Annotated in this window: 17 protein-coding genes; 1 reads left to right on the forward strand and 16 read right to left on the reverse strand. The window is 61.6% G+C overall.

What is annotated here, in order from left to right:
- Positions 1-176: 176 nt before the first annotated feature.
- The gene (locus ACTQ4R_RS11165) at positions 177-740 is read left to right on the forward strand and encodes an epoxyqueuosine reductase QueH (protein ID WP_441628677.1); all 564 of its coding nucleotides are present in this window, start codon (positions 177-179) and stop codon (positions 738-740) included.
- On the opposite strand, the gene ACTQ4R_RS11170 is transcribed toward ACTQ4R_RS11165, so the two are convergent.
- The 16 genes from ACTQ4R_RS11170 to ACTQ4R_RS11245 form a co-directional block, all read right to left on the reverse strand.
- Positions 698-2,041: an MATE family efflux transporter gene (locus ACTQ4R_RS11170; protein ID WP_441628679.1), complete on the reverse strand. Its 1,344-nt coding sequence runs from the start codon at positions 2,039-2,041 to the stop codon at positions 698-700. The two genes, ACTQ4R_RS11165 and ACTQ4R_RS11170, sit on opposite strands and share 43 nt — an antisense overlap.
- A 101-nt stretch (positions 2,042-2,142) precedes the next feature.
- The gene (locus tag ACTQ4R_RS11175; protein ID WP_441628681.1) at positions 2,143-2,568 is read right to left on the reverse strand and encodes a MarR family winged helix-turn-helix transcriptional regulator; all 426 of its coding nucleotides are present in this window, start codon (positions 2,566-2,568) and stop codon (positions 2,143-2,145) included.
- A 137-nt stretch (positions 2,569-2,705) separates the two neighbouring features.
- On the reverse strand, positions 2,706-4,064 hold the full coding sequence (locus ACTQ4R_RS11180; protein WP_441628683.1) for a PFL family protein: 1,359 nt from the start codon (positions 4,062-4,064) through the stop codon (positions 2,706-2,708).
- Between the two features lie 15 nt (positions 4,065-4,079).
- Positions 4,080-4,349, reverse strand: a complete 270-nt coding sequence (locus tag ACTQ4R_RS11185) for an ACT domain-containing protein (protein ID WP_441628685.1) — start codon at positions 4,347-4,349, stop codon at positions 4,080-4,082.
- Positions 4,350-4,486: 137 nt separating this feature from the next.
- Entirely contained in the window at positions 4,487-5,698 is a 1,212-nt protein-coding gene (locus tag ACTQ4R_RS11190) for an aspartate kinase (protein ID WP_441628687.1), read from the reverse strand.
- A gap of 68 nt (positions 5,699-5,766) precedes the next feature.
- Positions 5,767-6,960 carry a homoserine dehydrogenase gene (locus ACTQ4R_RS11195; protein WP_441628689.1) on the reverse strand — a complete coding sequence of 398 codons (1,194 nt, stop codon included), beginning with the start codon at positions 6,958-6,960 and terminating at the stop codon, positions 5,767-5,769.
- A gap of 17 nt (positions 6,961-6,977) precedes the next feature.
- The gene (locus ACTQ4R_RS11200) at positions 6,978-7,418 is read right to left on the reverse strand and encodes an ACT domain-containing protein (protein ID WP_441628691.1); all 441 of its coding nucleotides are present in this window, start codon (positions 7,416-7,418) and stop codon (positions 6,978-6,980) included.
- Positions 7,419-7,618: 200 nt separating this feature from the next.
- Complete coding sequence (locus ACTQ4R_RS11205) at positions 7,619-9,025, reverse strand: aminopeptidase (RefSeq protein WP_441628693.1); 1,407 nt, start codon at positions 9,023-9,025, stop codon at positions 7,619-7,621.
- A complete protein-coding gene (locus tag ACTQ4R_RS11210; RefSeq protein ID WP_441628695.1) occupies positions 9,012-10,685 on the reverse strand; it encodes an L-threonylcarbamoyladenylate synthase in 1,674 nt (557 codons plus the stop codon). The genes ACTQ4R_RS11205 and ACTQ4R_RS11210 overlap by 14 nt, the downstream gene beginning before the upstream one ends.
- Positions 10,686-10,734: 49 nt before the next feature.
- A complete protein-coding gene (gene prfA, locus ACTQ4R_RS11215; protein WP_441628697.1) occupies positions 10,735-11,796 on the reverse strand; it encodes a peptide chain release factor 1 in 1,062 nt (353 codons plus the stop codon).
- A gap of 39 nt (positions 11,797-11,835) precedes the next feature.
- On the reverse strand, positions 11,836-12,321 hold the full coding sequence (locus ACTQ4R_RS11220; protein WP_441628699.1) for a flavodoxin family protein: 486 nt from the start codon (positions 12,319-12,321) through the stop codon (positions 11,836-11,838).
- Between the two features lie 10 nt (positions 12,322-12,331).
- A complete protein-coding gene (locus tag ACTQ4R_RS11225) occupies positions 12,332-13,093 on the reverse strand; it encodes a YdcF family protein (protein WP_441628701.1) in 762 nt (253 codons plus the stop codon).
- Between the two features lie 24 nt (positions 13,094-13,117).
- The gene (locus ACTQ4R_RS11230; RefSeq protein ID WP_441628703.1) at positions 13,118-15,019 is read right to left on the reverse strand and encodes an ABC-F family ATP-binding cassette domain-containing protein; all 1,902 of its coding nucleotides are present in this window, start codon (positions 15,017-15,019) and stop codon (positions 13,118-13,120) included.
- A complete protein-coding gene (locus tag ACTQ4R_RS11235; protein ID WP_441628705.1) occupies positions 15,012-16,385 on the reverse strand; it encodes a UDP-N-acetylmuramoyl-tripeptide--D-alanyl-D-alanine ligase in 1,374 nt (457 codons plus the stop codon). The genes ACTQ4R_RS11230 and ACTQ4R_RS11235 overlap by 8 nt, the downstream gene beginning before the upstream one ends.
- Positions 16,386-16,388: 3 nt before the next feature.
- Positions 16,389-17,444, reverse strand: a complete 1,056-nt coding sequence (locus ACTQ4R_RS11240; protein WP_441628707.1) for a D-alanine--D-alanine ligase family protein — start codon at positions 17,442-17,444, stop codon at positions 16,389-16,391.
- Between the two features lie 164 nt (positions 17,445-17,608).
- Positions 17,609-18,586 carry an Ig-like domain-containing protein gene (locus ACTQ4R_RS11245; RefSeq protein ID WP_441628713.1) on the reverse strand — a complete coding sequence of 326 codons (978 nt, stop codon included), beginning with the start codon at positions 18,584-18,586 and terminating at the stop codon, positions 17,609-17,611.
- Positions 18,587-18,773: the final 187 nt, after the last annotated feature.

Consider the following 18,773-nt stretch of genomic DNA (forward strand, 5'->3'; position numbering starts at 1 on the left):
GCCCGTACCCGATACGATACCACATTAGTTCGTATCTTACTCTTTTTCGACAGAATGTGCAATTGGAAATCCCACCGAAGGCTGTAAAGAATTTGTTAAAAATCTTTGATGCTTTTCATTTATCCAATCTTATGATATACTTGTCCCACTTTAGAATGAAAACGAGGTCGACCCCTATGGATACCGTTTTGCTCCACTGCTGCTGTGCACCGTGCTCTCTCAGCTGTATCGACCCCCTTAGGGCCGAGGGCATTGAGCCGGTGGCCTTTTGGTACAACCCCAACATCCACCCCTGGAAGGAATACCAGGCCCGGCGGGACTGCCTGCTGGAATACGCCCCCACCATCGGCATGGAGGTGCGGGTCCGGGAGGATTACGGCCTGCGGCAGTTCGTGGAGCATGTGGCGGGAGACATCGACCACCGCTGCGCCTACTGCTATGAGCACCGCATCGAGGGCACGGCCCGTTACGCTGCTGAGCACGGCTTCACCCACTTTACCACCACCCTGCTGGCAAGCCTTTACCAGGACCACGAGGGGATCATCCGGGCGGCGGAAAAATACGCCAGGCAGTACGGCGTGGAATTTTTGTACCGGGATTTCCGCCCCAATTTCCGGGCTGGGAATCAAAGGGCCCGGGAGCTGGGCTTCTATATGCAGAAGTACTGCGGCTGTGTGTTTTCCGAGGCAGACCGCTATCAAAAGCAGATTGACCGGGACAAGGCAAGGTTTTCAGAATAAGGAAAAGGCAGGCACCGCCTGCCTTTTTGTATGTTCCCTGGGCCGCCATCATCCGGCGGCTGGTGCGGATATACAGCACGGCCACCAAAGCGGTGGACAGTATGTCCGCCGCCGGCTGGGCCCACAAAAGGCCGTTCATACCCAGCAGTGCCTCCAGCAAAAACAGCGCAGGAATGTAAATGATGCCCTGCCGGCTGAGATTGACGACCAAAGCCGCCGTAGCGGCGCCCATGGCCTGTAAGGCACTGCCCAGCACATAAAACACGCCGAAAAGGCAACTGGTGGTCAGCAGGATGCAGGCAAAAGCCACCGCGTATCCAAACGCCGCCGGGTCTGTGAGAAAACCGCATGGATGCTTTCAGCCGCTCCCAAAGCCCCGCGCCCACACAGTATCCGATCAGCGGTTGGATGCCCTGGCCAAAGCCAATGCAGATCATGCCGGTCATCATGGTCACCTTCATGGCAACGCCGATGCCTGCCACCGCCATATCGCCGTAAGCGGTCATCCGGGCATTGACCACGATCTGGGAAACGCTCATCAGCAAGGAGCCCAGGGAGGCCGGGATGCCGATGGCCAGCACTCCGGTGCACACCTTCTCTCCTGCTTGAAAGTCCCGCGGATGGATGCTGAGGGTGGATTTTCCCCGCAGGAAGTAGAGAATGTAGTAGCCCGCGCCCACCACGTTGCCGATGACGGTGGCAATGGCCGCGCCGGCGATCTCCCAACCGAAGGCCAGGATCATAATGGGGTCCAACACCACATTCAAAAGATTGCCCAGGAGTTGTCCCATCATGGCCGTGCCGGAGCGTCCCTCTGCCCGGATGACATTGGAATAGCAGTTGGCAATAAGCACAAAGGGTCCGGACAGTGACACAATGGTGAGATCCGTCCTGGCGAAGTGCCAGGTATCCGCGCTGGCGCCCACCAGCCACAGGATCTGGTCCATGAAAATGAGGAACAGTGCGGACATCACCAGTCCCACGGCCACACAGCTCCACATGCAGAAGGAGCAGACCCGTTTGGCATACTCTGGTCGTCCCTCCCCCATGGCCCGGGAGATGACCGAGGTGCCGCCGATGCCGAAAACAGTTCCCACCGACATGAAGATCAAAAAGACCGGCGTGGCCAGAGATACCGCCGCTACCTGCAGGTCGTCATGGGTCTGGCCGATAAAAAATGTATCCGCCAGGTTGTACACCAGCACCATCAGCATGGCCGCCATGGCGGGCACCGCGTTTTTCAGCACCGCCGTGGAGACAGGTGCCTTTTCAAAAATGTCCATGGACTGTTTTTCATTCATAGTTTGTTCCTTTTTCAGTATGCCTTTCTAAATTTAATACTACGCTATTAATATCATGCTATTAATTCGACCTATAAAATGTCCGCCTGTGAGCGGACATTTTATTGCAAAGTATCCCGTACCTTTCGCAGCAGCACCAGCAGGATACCCCGCTCGGCCTCCGTCAGTCCGGAGAGAAGCTCCGTTTCTGTCTGGGCCATGTTTTTTTCCGCCTGCCGGCAGCACGCCTCGCCCGCCGCCGTAATGCGGACCAGCTTTACCCGGCGGTCCGCCGGGTCTCCAAAGCTCTCTACAAATCCCTTCTGTTCCAGCCGGACCGTAATGCCCGCCGCTGTGGACTGCGCCACCCGCAGCGACTGCTCCAGAGACTTCAAGGGAAGCGTTCCGCCCTCTTCGCAGTGCAGAGCCAGCAGAACGCCGAACTGCGCCATCGTCATTCCCATGGGCCGCATGGCGTTGTTGGCGTTGCGCTCCAGCGCGTCGTGGATCTGCTTGATGAGCCCACCGCAGGAATCCTGTGGATGCATTCTGCCGTCTCCTTTCTTTTTAAAAAAATAGCATGCTTTCATTTTCTTGTCAAGTAGTATCGAGACATTTCCTGGTTTCAAGCGTGCGGCCCTGCCGGCAGGCAAAAAATAAGCGCCTGCTTTGCAGGCGCTTATTTTCAGTTCTTCAAGCTGTGCAGGGGTGCGGGGATACGGCCTCCCCGGGCGATGAACGCGGCGCTGGACTCCGGATGCACCGGCATGACGGGAGCACTGCCGAACAAGCCGCCGATCTCCACCGTGTCACCCACGGTCTTGCCGGGAGCGGGGATCAACCGGACAGCGGTGGTCTTGCAGTTGACCATGCCGATGGCCGCCTCGTCGGCGATAATGGCCGCCAGGGTCTCGGCGGAGGTATCGCCGGGGACAGCGATCATATCCAGGCCCACAGAGCACACGCAGGTCATGGCCTCCAGCTTGTCAAGGCACAGCACGCCGCTGCGGGCGGCGGCGATCATGCCCTCGTCCTCACTGACGGGGATAAAGGCGCCGGACAAGCCACCCACAGAGGAGGACGCCATAACGCCGCCCTTTTTCACGGCATCGTTCAGCATGGCCAAAGCCGCTGTGGTGCCGTGGGTGCCGCAGACTTCCAGGCCCATCTCCTCCAGGATGCGGGCAACGCTGTCGCCCACGGCGGGAGTTGGAGCCAGACTCAGATCCACGATGCCGAAGGGCGTGTCCAACCGGCTGCTGGCCTCCCGGGCCACCAGCTGGCCCATGCGGGTGATGCGGAAGGCGGTCTTTTTGACAGTCTCCGCCACCACGTCGAAGGGCTGACCCTTCACGGCCTGGAGAGCGTGGTGGACCACACCGGGGCCGGAGACGCCCACGTTGATAACCTTCTCCGCTTCACCCACACCGTGGAAGGCACCGGCCATGAAGGGATTGTCCTCCACAGCATTGCAGAACACCACCAGCTTGGAGCAGCCAAGGCCATCCTGGTCCGCCGTGGCCTGGGCGATCTCCTTGATGATCCGGCCCATGAGAGCAACCGCGTCCATATTGATGCCCGCCTTGGTGGAGCCCACATTGACGGAGGAGCAGACATAGCTGGTAGAGGCCAAGGCCTCCGGGATAGAGCGGATGAGCTTTTCGTCCGCCAGGGTCATGCCCTTCTGGACCAGGGCGGAATAGCCGCCGATGAAGTTGACGCCACAGGCGGCAGCGGCCCGGTCCATGGCATGGGCGAAGGGTACGTAATCCTCCGTCTCGCTGGCACCGGCTACCAGGGCCATGGGCGTGACGGAGATGCGCTTGTTGACGATGGGAATGCCGAACTCCCGCTCGATGTCCTCGCCGGTTTTCACCAGCTTTTCCGCGTAGCGGGTGATCTTGTCGTAGATTTTATCGCAGGCCCGCTTCGGGTCCGGGTCGCAGCAGCTGAGCAGCGAGATGCCCATGGTGATGGTGCGGATGTCCAGGTGCTGCTGGTCGATCATTTCGATGGTGGAGAGGATCTCCTTTTGATTGAGCATGGTCTCCCCTCCCCTTTAAATGCGGTGCATGGCGTCGAAGATCTCCTCCCGCTGGATGCGGATGGACAGGTCCATCTTCCCGCCCAGCTCCGCCAGGGCGGTGCCCAGCTCGCCGATGGTGGCGGTGGACTTACTGACATCTACGGCCATGACCATGGTGAAAGCACCCTGGAGAATGGTCTGGGAGATGTCCAGAATGTTGACGTTGTACTCGGACAGCAGGATGCAGATGGCGGCAATGATGCCCACCTTATCCTGGCCCACGACGGTGACGATGGCGTTCATAGTGTTCCTCCTTGATGTGCCGCGGGGTTGCGGCCCTTTTTCAGAAATCGGTTTATCTTACCACAAACCCTGCTTTAAGTAAAGGGCGCACTCCTTGGAGTGCGCCCCATTGCGCCGTTTGGACCGGACCGGCCGGTTTACAGCTCGTCAAAGAACTTGGCGTGAATGGCCTTCACAGCCTTGTTCACATCCTCCTCGTCCAAAAGAACGGAAACACGGATCTCGGAGGTGTTGATCATCTGGATGTTGATGCCCGCCTCGTACAGCGCCTCAAACATCTTGGCGGCCACGCCGCAGTTGCTCATGAGGCCGGCGCCCACGATGGACACCTTGCCGATGGCTTCATCAGACTCGATATGGTCGAATTTCAGGACCTCCTTGTGGTCGTTGAGGACGGTCTCCGCCTCCTCCAGGTCCTTTTTGTGGACGGTAAAGGTAATATCCTTCGTATCCTCACGGCCAATGGACTGCAGGATCACGTCCACGTTGATGTTGTGCTTGCTCAGCAGGTCAAAGACCTGGAACGCGACGCCGGGGTTATGCTGCAGCCCCACCAGAGCGATGCGGGCGATGCTGACGTCCTTTGCCACGCCGGCAATGTTGGTTTTTTCCACTTTGGTGACCTCCTTAACTTTCGTGCCGGGCTTACGCTCCAGACTGGACACGACTTCCAAATTCACTCTGAACTTCTTCGCCAGCTCCACGCTGCGGTTGTGGAGCACCTGGGCGCCCTGGGATGCCAGCTCCAGCATCTCGTCGTAGGTGATCTCCTCCAGCTTGCGGGCATTGGGCACGATGCGGGGGTCGGTGGTGTACACGCCGTCCACATCCGTGTAGATCTGGCAGAGCTTTGCCCGGAAGGCCGCCGCCAGCGCCACGGCGCTGGTATCGGAGCCGCCCCGGCCCAGGGTGGTCACATCGCCCACCCGGTCCACGCCCTGGAAGCCGGTGACGATGACGATGCGGTGCTGGTCCAGCTCCGCCTGGATGCGTTCGGAATCGATCCGCTTGATGCGGGCGTCGGAATGGACGCCGGTGGACTGGATGCCCACCTGCCACGCCGTCAAGGACACGCAGGGCAGGCCCATGGCCTCCAGCGCCATGGCGCACAGCGCCACGGAAACCTGCTCTCCGGTGGATAGCAGCATATCCATCTCCCGCTTGGAGGCGTGGGGATTGATCTCCTGGGCCTTGGCGATGAGCTCATCCGTGGTGTCTCCCTGGGCGGAGAGAACCACGATCAAGTCATTTCCCTCCAGATACTTCTCCGCGATGATACCGGCGACATTCCGGATGCGCTGCGCGTCCCTCACGGAGCTGCCGCCGAATTTTTGTACGATCAAACTCATAGTGTTTCCTTCTTTGCCTCAGATTGGTTCTTGCTATCATACGCCGGACAGCGCCGGTCCGTACCGCCTTACGGGAGGACCCGCATACAGGCCAGCACCCGCAGGTTCCCCGCCTGCTGCCGGGCCTCCAGGCCGCTGATGCGGTCTGTCAAAAACGCCGTCTCCCCGTCCTCGGACAAAACCTCCACCTGTCCGAAGCTCATGGCCGCGTCGGCCAAGCTCCCCTCAATGCGGAAGTAATACCGGGTGTGGAGCTCCGCCGGGTCTTCAAAGCCCGCGGCATCCGGCGACCAGCCGATCTCCTCCCGCCGGGGACTGGCCTGCAGAGCCTCCATCACATCCGCCACGCAGGCGGAGGCGGTGGGCATCTCGCCGGCGCCCTTGCCGTAAAACATAACGTCGCCGGTGGCGTTGCCACGGATGACCACGGCGTTGAATACATCCTCCACATTGGCGATGGGATTGTCCTCGGGAATGAGGTGCGGCGCCACATACGCCGTCCGTCCGCCCCCCGGCAGGCGCACCGCCCGGCCCAGCAACTTGATGCGGTAGCCGGCCCGCTCCGCCAGCTTCACATCCCGCAGGGACAGCTTGGAAATGCCCTCCATGGGCACTTTGTCCGGGTCCACCTGGTGCCCGAAGGCCAGGTCCGCCAGGATACAGGTCTTGCGGCCGGCGTCGATGCCCTCAATGTCGGCGGTGGGGTCCGCCTCCGCATAGCCCTTGGCCTGGGCCTCCCGCAGGGCGTCCGCGAAAAAGGCCCCGGTGCGGACCATGCGGGTCAAAATATAATTCGTGGTTCCGTTGAGGATGCCGTACACCTCGTCGATACGGTTGGCAGCCATGCACTGGGTCAAGGGATGCAGAACGGGGATGCCTCCGCCCACGCTGGCCTCAAACAGGTAGTTGACGTTTTTCTTTTTAGCCAGAGCCAACAGCTCGTAGCCCTTTTCCGCCACCAGCTGCTTATTGGCGGTGACCACGTGCTTGCCCGCCATCAGCGCCCGCTTCGTATACTCGTAGGCCGCACCCACGCCGCCGATGGTCTCCACCACCACGCGGATGCTGTCGTCCTCTTCAATCTTTTTAAAATCATCCGTCATCAGCTGGCGGTAGGGACCGTCTTTAAAATGGCGGACCAGAATGGTCTTGACCTGCAGCGGCTCTCCCAGCTTCCGCTCGATCTGCCGGGAATTTTCCGCCACCACTTTGGCAACGCCGGTGCCCACCGTGCCAAGACCCATGATCGCGATCTGAATCATTTGTACGCTCCTTCTTATCAGCCTGCCAGGATCTCAAATTTCACGACACCCTCCAGGCCCTCCACATCCATCAAAAGCTGCTCCAGGGATTCCGCCATCTCGGAGGTCTCCGCGGAGATGGTCACCGCCGCGCAGCCGTTGGTGGGAATACTCTGGTTGATGGTGAGGATATTGGCGCCGGAGGACGCGAACACCGCCAGTACCCGGGACAATACGCCGGTATTGTCCTTCAGCATGGCATAGAAGGTGATGATATGCTCGGACTTCATGTCGTTGAAGGGCTGGACGGAGTCCTTGTACTTATAGAACGCACTGCGGCTGATACCGGCCAGCTTCGTGGCCGCGCCCACAGTGTCCACCTCGCCGGTCTGCATCATGCGCTTGGCCTCCGCCACCTTGATGAAGATCTCCGGCAGAGCGTCTGCCGCCACGATATAATATTTGATCTCTCTTGCCATTTTGTCTGCCTCCTACGGTCAAATGTCTTTCCATATGGCTCATCTTAACAAAAAACAGTCGCACATGCAACGGAAATGTCAAAATTTCTTTTGGGGAAAACAGGGAAAGTTATGTTCTTTTGTCCGCCTATCGTGGGCAAAATGCCAAGAAGGAAAAAAACGCCCGGCGGACCGCCAGGCGCTTTTTTCCCTCAAACATTTTATTTTTCCGCCTCATAGACCGCTTTCATGGCCTTATAGGTCTCATAGCAGTCCAGCTTTGCCACTGTCTCAAAGGGGGCGTGCATGCTGAGCACCGGCACGCCGGCGTCCAGCGTGGTGATGTTGCGGTTGGCCATATACATGGCCACGGTGCCGCCGCCGCCGGCGTCCACCTTGCCCAGCTCCGCGATCTGCCAGACCACGCCCGCCCTGTCCAGCAGGCCCCGGACATAGGCCACTGTCTCCGCGTCGGCGTCGGAGGCGCCGGACTTGCCCCGGGCGCCAGTGTACTTGCAAAGGCCGATGCCGTAGTTCAGATAGGCGGCGTTGCGCTTTTCATACACCTCGGCGAAATCGGGGTCGTAGGCCGCCGTCACATCGGCGCTGAGGCAGAAGGAGTTCTCGTAGCACACCCGCAGGGCGGCGCCCTGGGCCTCACACAGGTCCTCCAGGAACGTGTCGAAAGCCGCGGACTGCATGCCCGTCACACCGTCGGAGCCGATCTCCTCCTTATCCGCCAGCATGCAGACAGCGGTCTTGGCAGGGGTGCCCTCCAGGTCCAGCAATGCCCGCAGGGCGGCGTAGCCGCAGACCCGGTCATCGTGGCCGTAGGCACCGATCATGGAGCGGTCCAGGCCGATGTCGCAGGCGTTCACGGCGGGGACAGCCTCCAGCTCCGCAGAGGTAAAGTCGTCCTCCGTAATGCCGTACTTCTCGTTCAGCAGCTTCATCACCGCCAGCTTCACCCGTCCGGTGTCCTCCTCATCGCCGATGGGGCGGCTGCCCAGCAGAAGGTTCAGCGTCTCGGCGGGGATGGCGCTGGCCAGGGGCTTTTTAGCCTGCTCCTGGCCCAGGTGGGGCAGCAGGTCCGTGATGACCAGCTTGGGGTCTCCCCTGTCGGCGCCGATGTTCACCTGCACCGCGGTGCCGTCCTTCAGCGCCACCACGCCGTGGAGCTCCAGGGGAATGGTCACCCACTGGTACTTGCGCAGGCCGCCGTAGTAGTGGGTCTTGAAAAAGGCCAGCTCGCTGTCCTCATACAGCGGATTGGGCTTTAGGTCCAGCCGGGGAGAATCGATATGGGCGGCGGCGATTTGGACGCCCTCCGCCAGACCCTTGGCGCCGATATGGGCCAGCATGACGGCCTTGCCCCGGTTGCAGCGGTACAGCTTGTCCCCGGGCTTCACAGCCATGCCCCGGACAAAGGGCCGGTAGCCCCTGGCCTCCGCCAGGCGGACAGTCTCCGCGGCGCACAGCCGCTCCGTCTTGCCGGCGTCCAGATACGCCATATAGTCCCGGCAGTAGTCCTCCATGGCGGAAAGCTCCTGGCCGCCGACCTTGTCATAGCCGTTTTTCTGGGTGGAAAACAGCTTTTTCTTCAGTTCCTTCATATCATTTGTTTCCATGTGCCTTTTCCTCCTTGATGGTCTCCACGAGGCGTCCGAAAAATTCCTTGGCCTCCGCCTCAAAGGCCTCCGCCGTGTCGGCGCCGTTATTCAGTTCAAAGTCGCACCGGCCCCGGTAATACTCGTCGGGCTTCTGGGCGGAGATGCGCAGGCGGGCATACTGCTCCGGGATATTGTCCCGTGCCATGATGCGCCGGACCCGCAGCTCCAAGGGCGACGTAATGGCCACCGTTTTGTCACACAGCTGGTCCACGCCGCTTTCCAACAAGTTGATGGCGTCGATGGCGAACAGGCGGTAATCCTCATCCGCCAGCAGGTGGCTGACCTCCGGCTTCATGAACTGATAGACGATGCTGTTGAGCTGCGCCATGCGGTCCTTGTCGCCAAAGACCTCCTCCCCCAGCCGCTTCCGGTCCAGCTTGCCGTCCAGGCTGAATACGCCGGGGAAGGTGGTGTGGATGGCGGTGCGCAGGCCCTCGTCGCTCTCCAGCATCCGGTGGTACACGGCGTCACAGTCGATGACCTTTCCGCCCAGAGACTCAATGGCCCGCAGGGCGCTGGTCTTGCCGGCGCCGGTGCCGCCGGTGATGCCCACCACCACTTGAGTGCTGTCCGCCTCAATGATGTGGAAGCCGGCGGCCTTTTTCAGCCGGTTTCCCACCGCCAGGCCCAGGCCGCGGTTGTCCGGGCACTGGGCGTAGATCTCCTTCACGGCACTGCTGTCAAAGGTCCGCAGGGCGTCGAACACCCGCTGGGAATGGGCCAGCTTATCGGCGCTGGGGCCCAGGGAATGGACCTCCTGGGCCGAAAACAAGTGGACGTACTCATCAAAGCAGATGACGCCGTCACCGGGCTTCACCCGCCGCAAAATCTCCTGGGCGGACTTGTCCGGTGCGCCGGTAACCACCGTCACAGGCGCCTTGGGAGCGTAGTGGCGGTACTTCATGCCGGGGGCCTTGGGCTGCTCGCCGGCGCTCAGGGCACGGGTGACGGCCTTGTCCACGTCAATATGGCCGATGAGCCGCTCCAAATCCTCCAGGGGCAGTCCGCCGGGACGCAGCAGGCGGGGCGGATCGCAGGTCAAGTCCAGGATGGTGGACTCCACACCCACGGAGCAGGGACCGCCGTCCACCACGCCCTCAATCTTGCCGTCCATATCCTCCAGCACGTCCTGGGCCGTGGTGCAGCTGGGACGGCCGGAGGTGTTGGCGCTGGGCGCCGCCACAGGCACGCCGGCCTCCCGGATAATGGCGGCGGTAACTGGGTGGGCGGGGCAGCGCATGGCCACGGTGTCAAGACCGGCGGTGATGACGGCGGGCACCACATCCGTCCGGCACTTCAAGATCATGGTCAGAGGACCGGGCCAGAACTTCCGGGCCAGCACATAGGCCAGGGGCGGGATGTCCCGGCAGTACCGGGGCAGCCACTGCTGGCCGGGAATGGTCAGAATGAGTGGATTGTCCTGGGGACGGCCCTTGGCCTCGAAAATGCGCTTGACGGCTTTTTCGTCCAGGCCGTTGGCCGCAAGGCCGTACACCGTCTCCGTGGGGATGCCCAGAAGGCCTCCGTCCCGCAAAATTTTGGCGGCGGCACTGATCTTCTCCTCAATGCCCTTCTGGGGACCCTTGGTGTCCCGCAGGTCAAAATACAATGTCTGCATAACTTCGCCTCTATCTCTTTCATCGGGCCGCGGCCCGGTTCATTCTTATTTACGCTTCCCCGCTTTTCAGCTTTTCCGCCTGGTCAGCGGTGACCAGGGCATCGATCAGCTCGTCCAGGTCGCCGTCCATGATGGCGTCAATTTTATAGAGGGTCAGGCCGATGCGGTGGTCCGTCACCCGGCCTTGGGGAAAATTGTAGGTGCGGATGCGCTCGCTGCGGTCGCCGCTTCCCACCTGGCTCTTCCGCGCCCCGGCGATGGCGGCGTCCTGCTTGGCCCGCTCCATCTCATAGAGCCGGGACCGCAGGACCTTCATGGCCTTATCCTTGTTCTTATACTGGCTCCGCTCGTCCTGGCACTCCACCACAAGGCCCGTGGGCAGGTGGGTGATGCGGATGGCGGACTCTGTTTTATTCACGTGCTGGCCGCCGGCGCCGGAAGCGCGGTATGTGTCGATCTGCAGGTCCTTGGGGTCAATGGAGAGCTCCACCTCCTCCGCCTCCGGCAGCACCGCCACGGTGGCGGCGCTGGTGTGGACCCGGCCGGCGGACTCCGTCTCCGGCACCCGCTGGACCCGGTGGACGCCGCTTTCAAATTTCAGCCGGGACCAGGCGCCCTCACCCTCAATGAGGACGCTGCACTCTTTCACGCCGCCCAGCTCCGTTTCATTGAGGTTCACGATATCCAGTTTCCAGTCCCTGGCCTGGGCGTACATGGTGTACATCCGCAAAAGGGAGTGGGCAAACAGCGCCCCCTCCTCGCCGCCGACGCCACCCCGCAGCTCCATGACCACGTTTCGGCTGTCGCTGGGGTCTTTGGGCAGCAGCAATCGCTTCAGCTCCTGCTCCAGCCGCTCCGATTCCTCCCTGGCGGCGGCGTATTCCTCCTGGGCCAGTTCCCGGAAATCCGGGTCGTGGAGCAGGCTCTCCGCCGACTCCCGGTCCGCCTCCGCCTTCTGCAGAGCCTGCCAGGCCGTCACCACCGGCTCCAGCTCCTTCAGCTCCCGGGTAACGGCTTTCAGCCGCTCACTGTCCCCGTACACCGCCGGGTCGCCCAGCTGCGCCTGCAGGTCCTCGTACCGCAGGGCGATCTCCTTTAGTTTTTCCCGCATGGGCATGCTCCTTCCCTAAAAATCAGAAAAAGAGCTATGCTACCGGGCCAACAGCTCCCGCACCTGGCGGAGAAACTCCTCCTGCCAGAAGGTATAACCCACGGAGCCGCTGCGCAGGGACACCGCCGCCCCGTGAGGCTGAGCGGTATACAGGTCCATCTGGTCGTAGACCTCCTCGTTTTTACCGTCGCTGCTGCGGGTGACCACATAGGCCACGTTTTCCAGCTTTTGACCATGAGCCTTCAAAAAAGTCCGCATGACGCTGCTGCACCGGCCCGCCCACACAGGTGTACCCAGGATGACCAGCCGGTAGTCCTGGAGGCGCTTCTCCGTCTCAAAATGGGAGAGGGGCTGGGTGGTCTTTTTCATGGCGTCCATGCCGCAGCGGAGCCAGCCCTTGAAGCCGCCCCGCTCCACGGCGTCGTGGATCTCCACCAGCTCGGCGTCCAGGGCCTCCGCCACCTCCAGCATGGCCTTTTTGGTCTTGCCGGAGCGGGAGTAATACAAACACAATACGTCGCTCATTTTCTTCTCCTCAATCAAAAATCAGGGTCTTGCCCAGGGCGAAGAACTCCCGGACATAGTAATTTGCGTTCAGCAGCAGCCAGGGGACCTCCGCCGGGATGTCCAGGACCGTCAATCCCTGCCGCTGGGCGATGAGGTGGGCACGGAAGCAGTGGAAATCGTTGGTGACCACCGCCACCACCGCCGTTTCCGGGTCAACGCCCGCCTGCCGCAGCACCTCTTTGGAAAAGGCGAAGTTCTCCGCCGTGGAGGTGGAGCGCTCCTCCAAAAGGAGGCGGCTCTCGTCAATTCCCAGGGCCGTCAGCTCCCGGCGCATACATTCCGCCTCGGTGATGTTCTCTCCGTCTCCCTGTCCGCCGGAAAGCACCGCCGGGATGTCCGGATGCGCCTTTAGGTACTCCGCCGCCGCGCCGATGCGGCTGCGGAGGATCAAGGAGGGGGTCTCCCCGTTGACACCGGCTCCCAGGACAATGACCGCGTCTGCCGGCAGGGCGGAATTATCCCGCTCTCCGTGGGATAAAAGCAATCCCTCCACAAGCAAAAACAACAGAAATACGGTGGAAAGTCCGACAAGGAATATCCGTTGACACCACTTGCCGATCCTCGATTTTTCCGCCCACCGGCCCAGGAAAACCGCCAGGAGGCACACTCCCGCCAGCCCCAGTGCCAAAACGCCGGAGAACCGGATGCCCGGCACCACGGTCAGGCTCAAAAGGGATATGAGCAGCAGGAACACCGCCAGGACCCACAGGACTTTTTCTCTCTTTGTCACAGGCCTCTCCTCTTTTGGGAAGTGTTAATCCCCGGCTTCCAGGCTCAGCGCCTCCCACTTTTCGTACAAGGCGTCCAATTCCGCCTGGACAGTCTCTTTTTCCTTCATCAGCGCGTTGAGCTTTTCATAGTCACAGGCGGCGGCCTCCATGTCCGCGTCCAGCGCGGCTATGCGCTCCTCCGTTTTGGCGATGTCCCGCTCGCAGATGGTCAGCTGCCGCCGGGCAGCCTGCTGGGCCCGGTTGGCAGGGCGGGGCCGCTCTGTCACCGTCTTTTCCTTTACAGGCTTTGGCATTTCTTCCTTATTTGCTTCCTCCTGGGCTTTCATCTGCCGGTACTGGGCAAAGCCCATGGGATAGTCGGTGATGGTGCCGTCCGCCAACTCCCAAATGCGGGTGGCGAAGCGGTTGATGAAATAGCGGTCGTGGCTGACAAACAACAGCGTGCCGTCATAGGCCTCCACCGCCTCCTCGATCCACTCCCGGGAGGCGATGTCCAGATGGTTGGTGGGCTCGTCCAGAATGAGGAAGTTGATCTCGTCGTCCATGAGCATGCAAAGCCGCAGGCGGCTCTGCTCGCCGCCGGAGAGGACGGACACGGGCTTGAACACATCCTCCCCCGCAAAATCATAGGCCGCCAGCCGGTTCCGGGCGGACTGGGCGGAAAGTCCCTTTTTCGCCGCCATCATGTTCTCCACCAGGTTCCAGTCCGGGTGGTCAAAGTGGATGATCTGGGGCAGATAGGCCGCCCGCACCTGGGGGCCTGTCCGGATGCGGCCGTCGTCGGGATACAGCTCTCCCATGATCATTTTGATAAGGGTGGATTTTCCCGTGCCGTTGTCGCCGATGAGGGCGATGCGCTCACCCCCCTCGATCTTCAGCGTGATGCCGTCAAACAGGTGCTTGTCCCCGTAGCTCTTGGCGATATTCCGCAGGGCCAGCACCTCGTCGCCATGGAACTCGGCGGTGGAAAAGCGGGCGTCCATCTTCTTGGCCTTGGTGGGTTTGGCGGTGGTACGCATCCGCTCGATGCGCTTTTCCATGGAAATGGCGCGGCGGTACGTCTTGTCCATGCCCTGGAAGGCCCACAGCCGCAGCTGCTCCGCGGCCTTTTCCAGCTGCTGGATCTTGGCCTGCTCCTTCTGGTACTGCTTCATCCGCTCTTGGTAGCGGCGCTCTTTCTCCACAGCGTAAAAGCTGTAATTGCCGCTGTAAAACTCCGCCCTGCCGTCCAGTATCTCGATGACCCGGGTGACGATCCGGTCCAGAAAATAACGGTCATGGGAGATGACCACCACTGTACCCTTGAAGCCCCGGATATACTCCTCCAGCCATTCCGTGGCGTGGAGGTCCAGGTGGTTGGTGGGCTCGTCCAGCAGCAAAATGTCCGTATCCTCCAGAATGAGGCGGCCCAGGTTCACCCGGGTCTTTTCACCGCCGGAGAGGCTGTCAAAGAGCTGGCTGCGCATTTCCCGGGAAATGGACAGGCCGTTGGCCACCTTATTGACGGCCACATCCGTGTCGTAGCCGCCGAAGGCCTCGAATTTTTCAGACAGCTTGCCGTACCGCCGCAGCACGGCGGGGTCACTGTCCCCCGCCGCCATGCGGCCAGCCAGGGTCTCCATCTCTTCCGCCAGGGTCTGCAGGCGGGAAAAGGCCGTCCGCAGCACATCCTCCACCGTATAGCCGGCGGGATAGACGGGAATTTGGGAGATGAGGCCCATCCTACGGCCCTGGCCGACAGTGACGGTGCCCTCGTCATAGTCCAGCTCCCCGGTCAAAATCTTGAACAGGGTGGACTTTCCGGCGCCGTTTTTCCCCAGCAGGCCCACCCTCTCGCCCTGGTCGATCTGAAAGGTCAGCCCGTCCAGCACGTTGTGGCCCACCTCAAAGGACTTTACCAGACCGTTTACTTGAATCTCAATCATATCCCCGCTGAAGCTCTGCCACCAGCTCGCCAAAGTGCATGGCATGAGACGCCTTCACCAGCATGGCGGTATGGGGTCTCAGCTGCTGGGCAAGCTCGGCGGCCGCTTCCTCCTTCGTTGCGAAATGCAGCACAGCGCCGCCGCTTTGAGCGGTGCCGTCCGCGATTTTGGCGGCCTTCGTGCCGATGGCCACCACAAAATCGATGCCCAGCATAGCCGCCAGGGCGCCCATGTTGTAATGGGCCTGGTCCGTCAAGGCGCCCAGCTCCCCCATGTCGCCCAGGACCGCCACCTTTCGGTCGCACTCGGTCTTGGCCAGCACCTCCAGCGCCGCTGTGACAGACTGGGGATTGGCGTTGTAGCAGTCGTCCAGGATGATGCGGCCCTGGGGCAGGCGGACCACCCGCATCCGGGACCCGGCAGGCTCATAGGATGCCACGCCCCGGACGATCTCTTCATGGCTGAGACCCAGCACCTCGCCCACGGCCACCGCCATGGAGGCGGAGTAGACCATGTGCTCTCCGGGGGCGGGAATGGACAGGGCGTAGATACCCTTTTTCGTGACCACCTTGCAGGTGATGCCCTCCACACCGTGGTCCGCGATGTCCGTCACCCGGACGTCACAGTGCTCCGACTTGCCGCAGCGGATGGTGGAAAAGCCGCTTTCCACCGTGTTCAGCAGCGCGTCGTCGCCGTTGAGGACCAGGGTGCCGCCTTCCTTTAGGTTTTCCAAAATCTCGCACTTGGCCTGGAGAATGCCCTCCCGGCTGCCCAGGTATTCGATGTGGGCGTCGCCGATGTTGGAGATGACGGCAATGTCCGGCCGCACCATTTCTCCCAAATAGCGGATCTCCCCAAAGTGGTTCATGCCGGTCTCAATGACCGCCGCCTGGTGCTCCGGCCCAAGGCCCAGCAGCGTCAAGGGCGTGCCGATGTCATTATTGAAATTCTCCGGAGTTTTCAGCGTCCGGTACTTGGCTCCCAGCACGGAGGCGATCATCTCTTTCGTGGTGGTCTTGCCCACGCTGCCGGTGATCTGGACGAAGGGAATGTGGAATTGGTCCCGGTAGGCGGAGGCCAGTGCCTTAAAGGCCAGCCGGGTGTCGTCCACCTTGATGTAAAACTTATCGGGCCGCAGCTCCCGGGGCAGCCGGGCACACAGGCAGCCGGCGGCTCCCGCCGCCAGGGCGGTATCGATAAAATCGTGGCCGTCAAACTTCTCACCCACCCAGGGGAGGAACAGGCAGCCTGGCGCCACCCGGCGGCTGTCTGTGCAGACGGCGGTCACCTCCGGCGCGTCCTCCCGGGGATTCCACCACACGCCGCCTACGGCGGACGCGATCTCCTTGACTGTCATTGGCTGCATATGTCAACCTCTCCTCTTCAAGCGGTAAGACTGCTGCACGATCTCCTCGCACAGCTGGTTGTAGCTCATGCCGATGGCCGCGGCCTCCTTGGGCACCAGGCTGGCGGCGGTCATGCCGGGCAGGGAGTTCACCTCCAGGCACCAGGGACGGCCCTCTTTGTCCAGGATGAAATCCGTCCGGGAATAGACCTCCAGCCCCAGTGTCCGGTGGAGCTTCAGCGCCAGAGCGCCCATCTCCTCCTGCTGGCCTTCCGTAATGGGAGCGGGGCAGATCTCCCGGGCACCGCCGTTTTGGTACTTGGCGGCATAGTCAAAGTCCTTTTCCGCAGGCAGGATCTCCACAGCGGGCAGGGCCCGGTCACCCAAAACGCCCACTGTCAGCTCCCGGCCGAAGATGCGCTCCTCCACCAGGACACGGCCATTGAACCGCAGCACCTGCAGCAAAGCCTCCCGCAGCGCCGTCCGGTCCTCCGGCAAAAAGACGCCCAGAGAGGAGCCGCCGCCGGTGGTCTTCACCACGCAGGGCATCGGCAGCTCCGCCGCCAGACGGTCCACATCCGCCGGGGTATAGTCCAGCAGCTGCCATTTGGGTGTGGGGATGCCGGCGGAGTCCATCATCCGCTTGGTCATGGCCTTATCCATGGCCAGGCCGGAGGCCAGATACCCTCCGCCGGTGTACGGTACGCCCAAGAGGTCAAAGGCGGCCTGGACACGGCCATCCTCGCCGTCCTGGCCGTGCAGGCCCAAAAACACAATATCCGCCGCCTGGCACAGATCCAGCACGTTGGGGCCGAACAGCCGGGGGCTCTGGTCCTTCCGGCTTTTGCGGACAGCCTCCAGGTCCGGCGCCTGGGTGTCGATCTTCACATCGGGGCACAGGCCGTCCTCCGCGTCAAACAAGCTGTCCAGATCTCCGGGCACTTCTTCCAATCCCAGGAACAGGTCCACCAAAATGGCCCTGTGGCCGTTTTCCCGCAGGGCCCGGCACACAGAGGTGCCTGTTACCAGGGAGACCGCCCGCTCTGTGGACAGGCCTCCCGCCAAAACAACGATCTTCATTGCAGCTCATATCCCTTCCGCATGATGCGCGCATTTGCACATACTGATTCTATTATAATCTTATTTAGTTTAGCACAAAGCGGTTTTGAATACAACTACAAAAAGCTGCGGCAAAACGCCCTCCCGGAAAGCGTTTTCCGTCTTCCGGGAGAGCGTTGATCCCCTTATCCAAGCCAGTCAAAAATACCGGGCTTTTCCCCGTCCAGCAGCCGTCCCGCGGCGCTGAGCATCTGGGCGGCGTCCGCCCGTGTCACCTGGTCGGACATCGCCTCACTGCCGAAGCTGCCCGCAGCCAGTACACTGACCGCCTCCATATTCGCCACCGCCTGGGCAGCCCAGGAGGGGACGGCCTCCCGGTCGGCGTACCACACGGAAAGGTCCACATCCCCCAGGTCCAGCACCCGGTTCAGCACTGTGGCGGCCTCGTTGAAGGTAATGGGCTCCTCTCCCCGGAATGCGACGCCCTCCGCCGTGGCGGTGCCGCGGATGATGCCGTCGGTGACGCCGGCGGCGGCGTAGGCCTTGGCCCAGGTGGGAATGGCACCGTCATCGCAGAAGCCGGTCATGGTGACGGCAGTCACGTCCCGCCCCGCGGTCTCCAGGATCATGGCCAGAAACTCACTGCGGGAGACGGTTTTCTCCGGCTCAAAATAGTAGGTGTCTCCGATCTTCGCGCCGGTGAACACGCCCCGCTCCGCCAGGTCCTGGGCGGCGGCAGTGGCTGCGCTGTCCGCGGTGTCGGCGTAGGTGACGCCGGAGCGGGTCTTGTCAATGGTGACGGTGACAGTGGCCGGCAGGGATACGTTGCCGGCGGAATCCGTGGCGGTGTAGGTGAAGCTGTCTCCGCCGGTGACGCCCTCGTCGGGGGTGTAGGTGAAGTCAGCTCCGTCAATGGTGACGCTGCCCTTTCTGGGCTGCTCCGCCACGGCGAAGGTCATATCCTCCCCCTCGCTGTCCGTGGCCAGGAACCGGGCCTTGCAGGGGATGTCCCGATAGGTGGAAATGGTGATCTCCTGGGCGATGGGCGCCCCTTCCGCCGCCTCGGCGGGCGCTTTCTTTTTGCCGAACAGGGCCCCGGCGTTGACGCTCAGCAGCAACGCCGCCGTCAGTGCAAGGGCAAATGTGCGCTTCATGGTCTGCATAGTCAAGTGGATCGGACCTCCTCATTGGATTTGTTCGGAGGTAGTGTCCGCCTTTTCTGCCCGGATTATACAAAAAGCAGCCGCTTCCCGGCTGCTTTTTGCATAATACCCGATCTCACACGAAGGGGCTCCCGCCCCCTCGTACTCCCCCTGCGTCAAAGGCGCCCTTCACTTTATCCCGGACGCT

The sequence above is a fragment of the Dysosmobacter sp. Sow4_B12 genome (assembly GCF_052116665.1).
Classification (GTDB): Bacteria; Bacillota; Clostridia; order Oscillospirales; family Oscillospiraceae; genus Oscillibacter.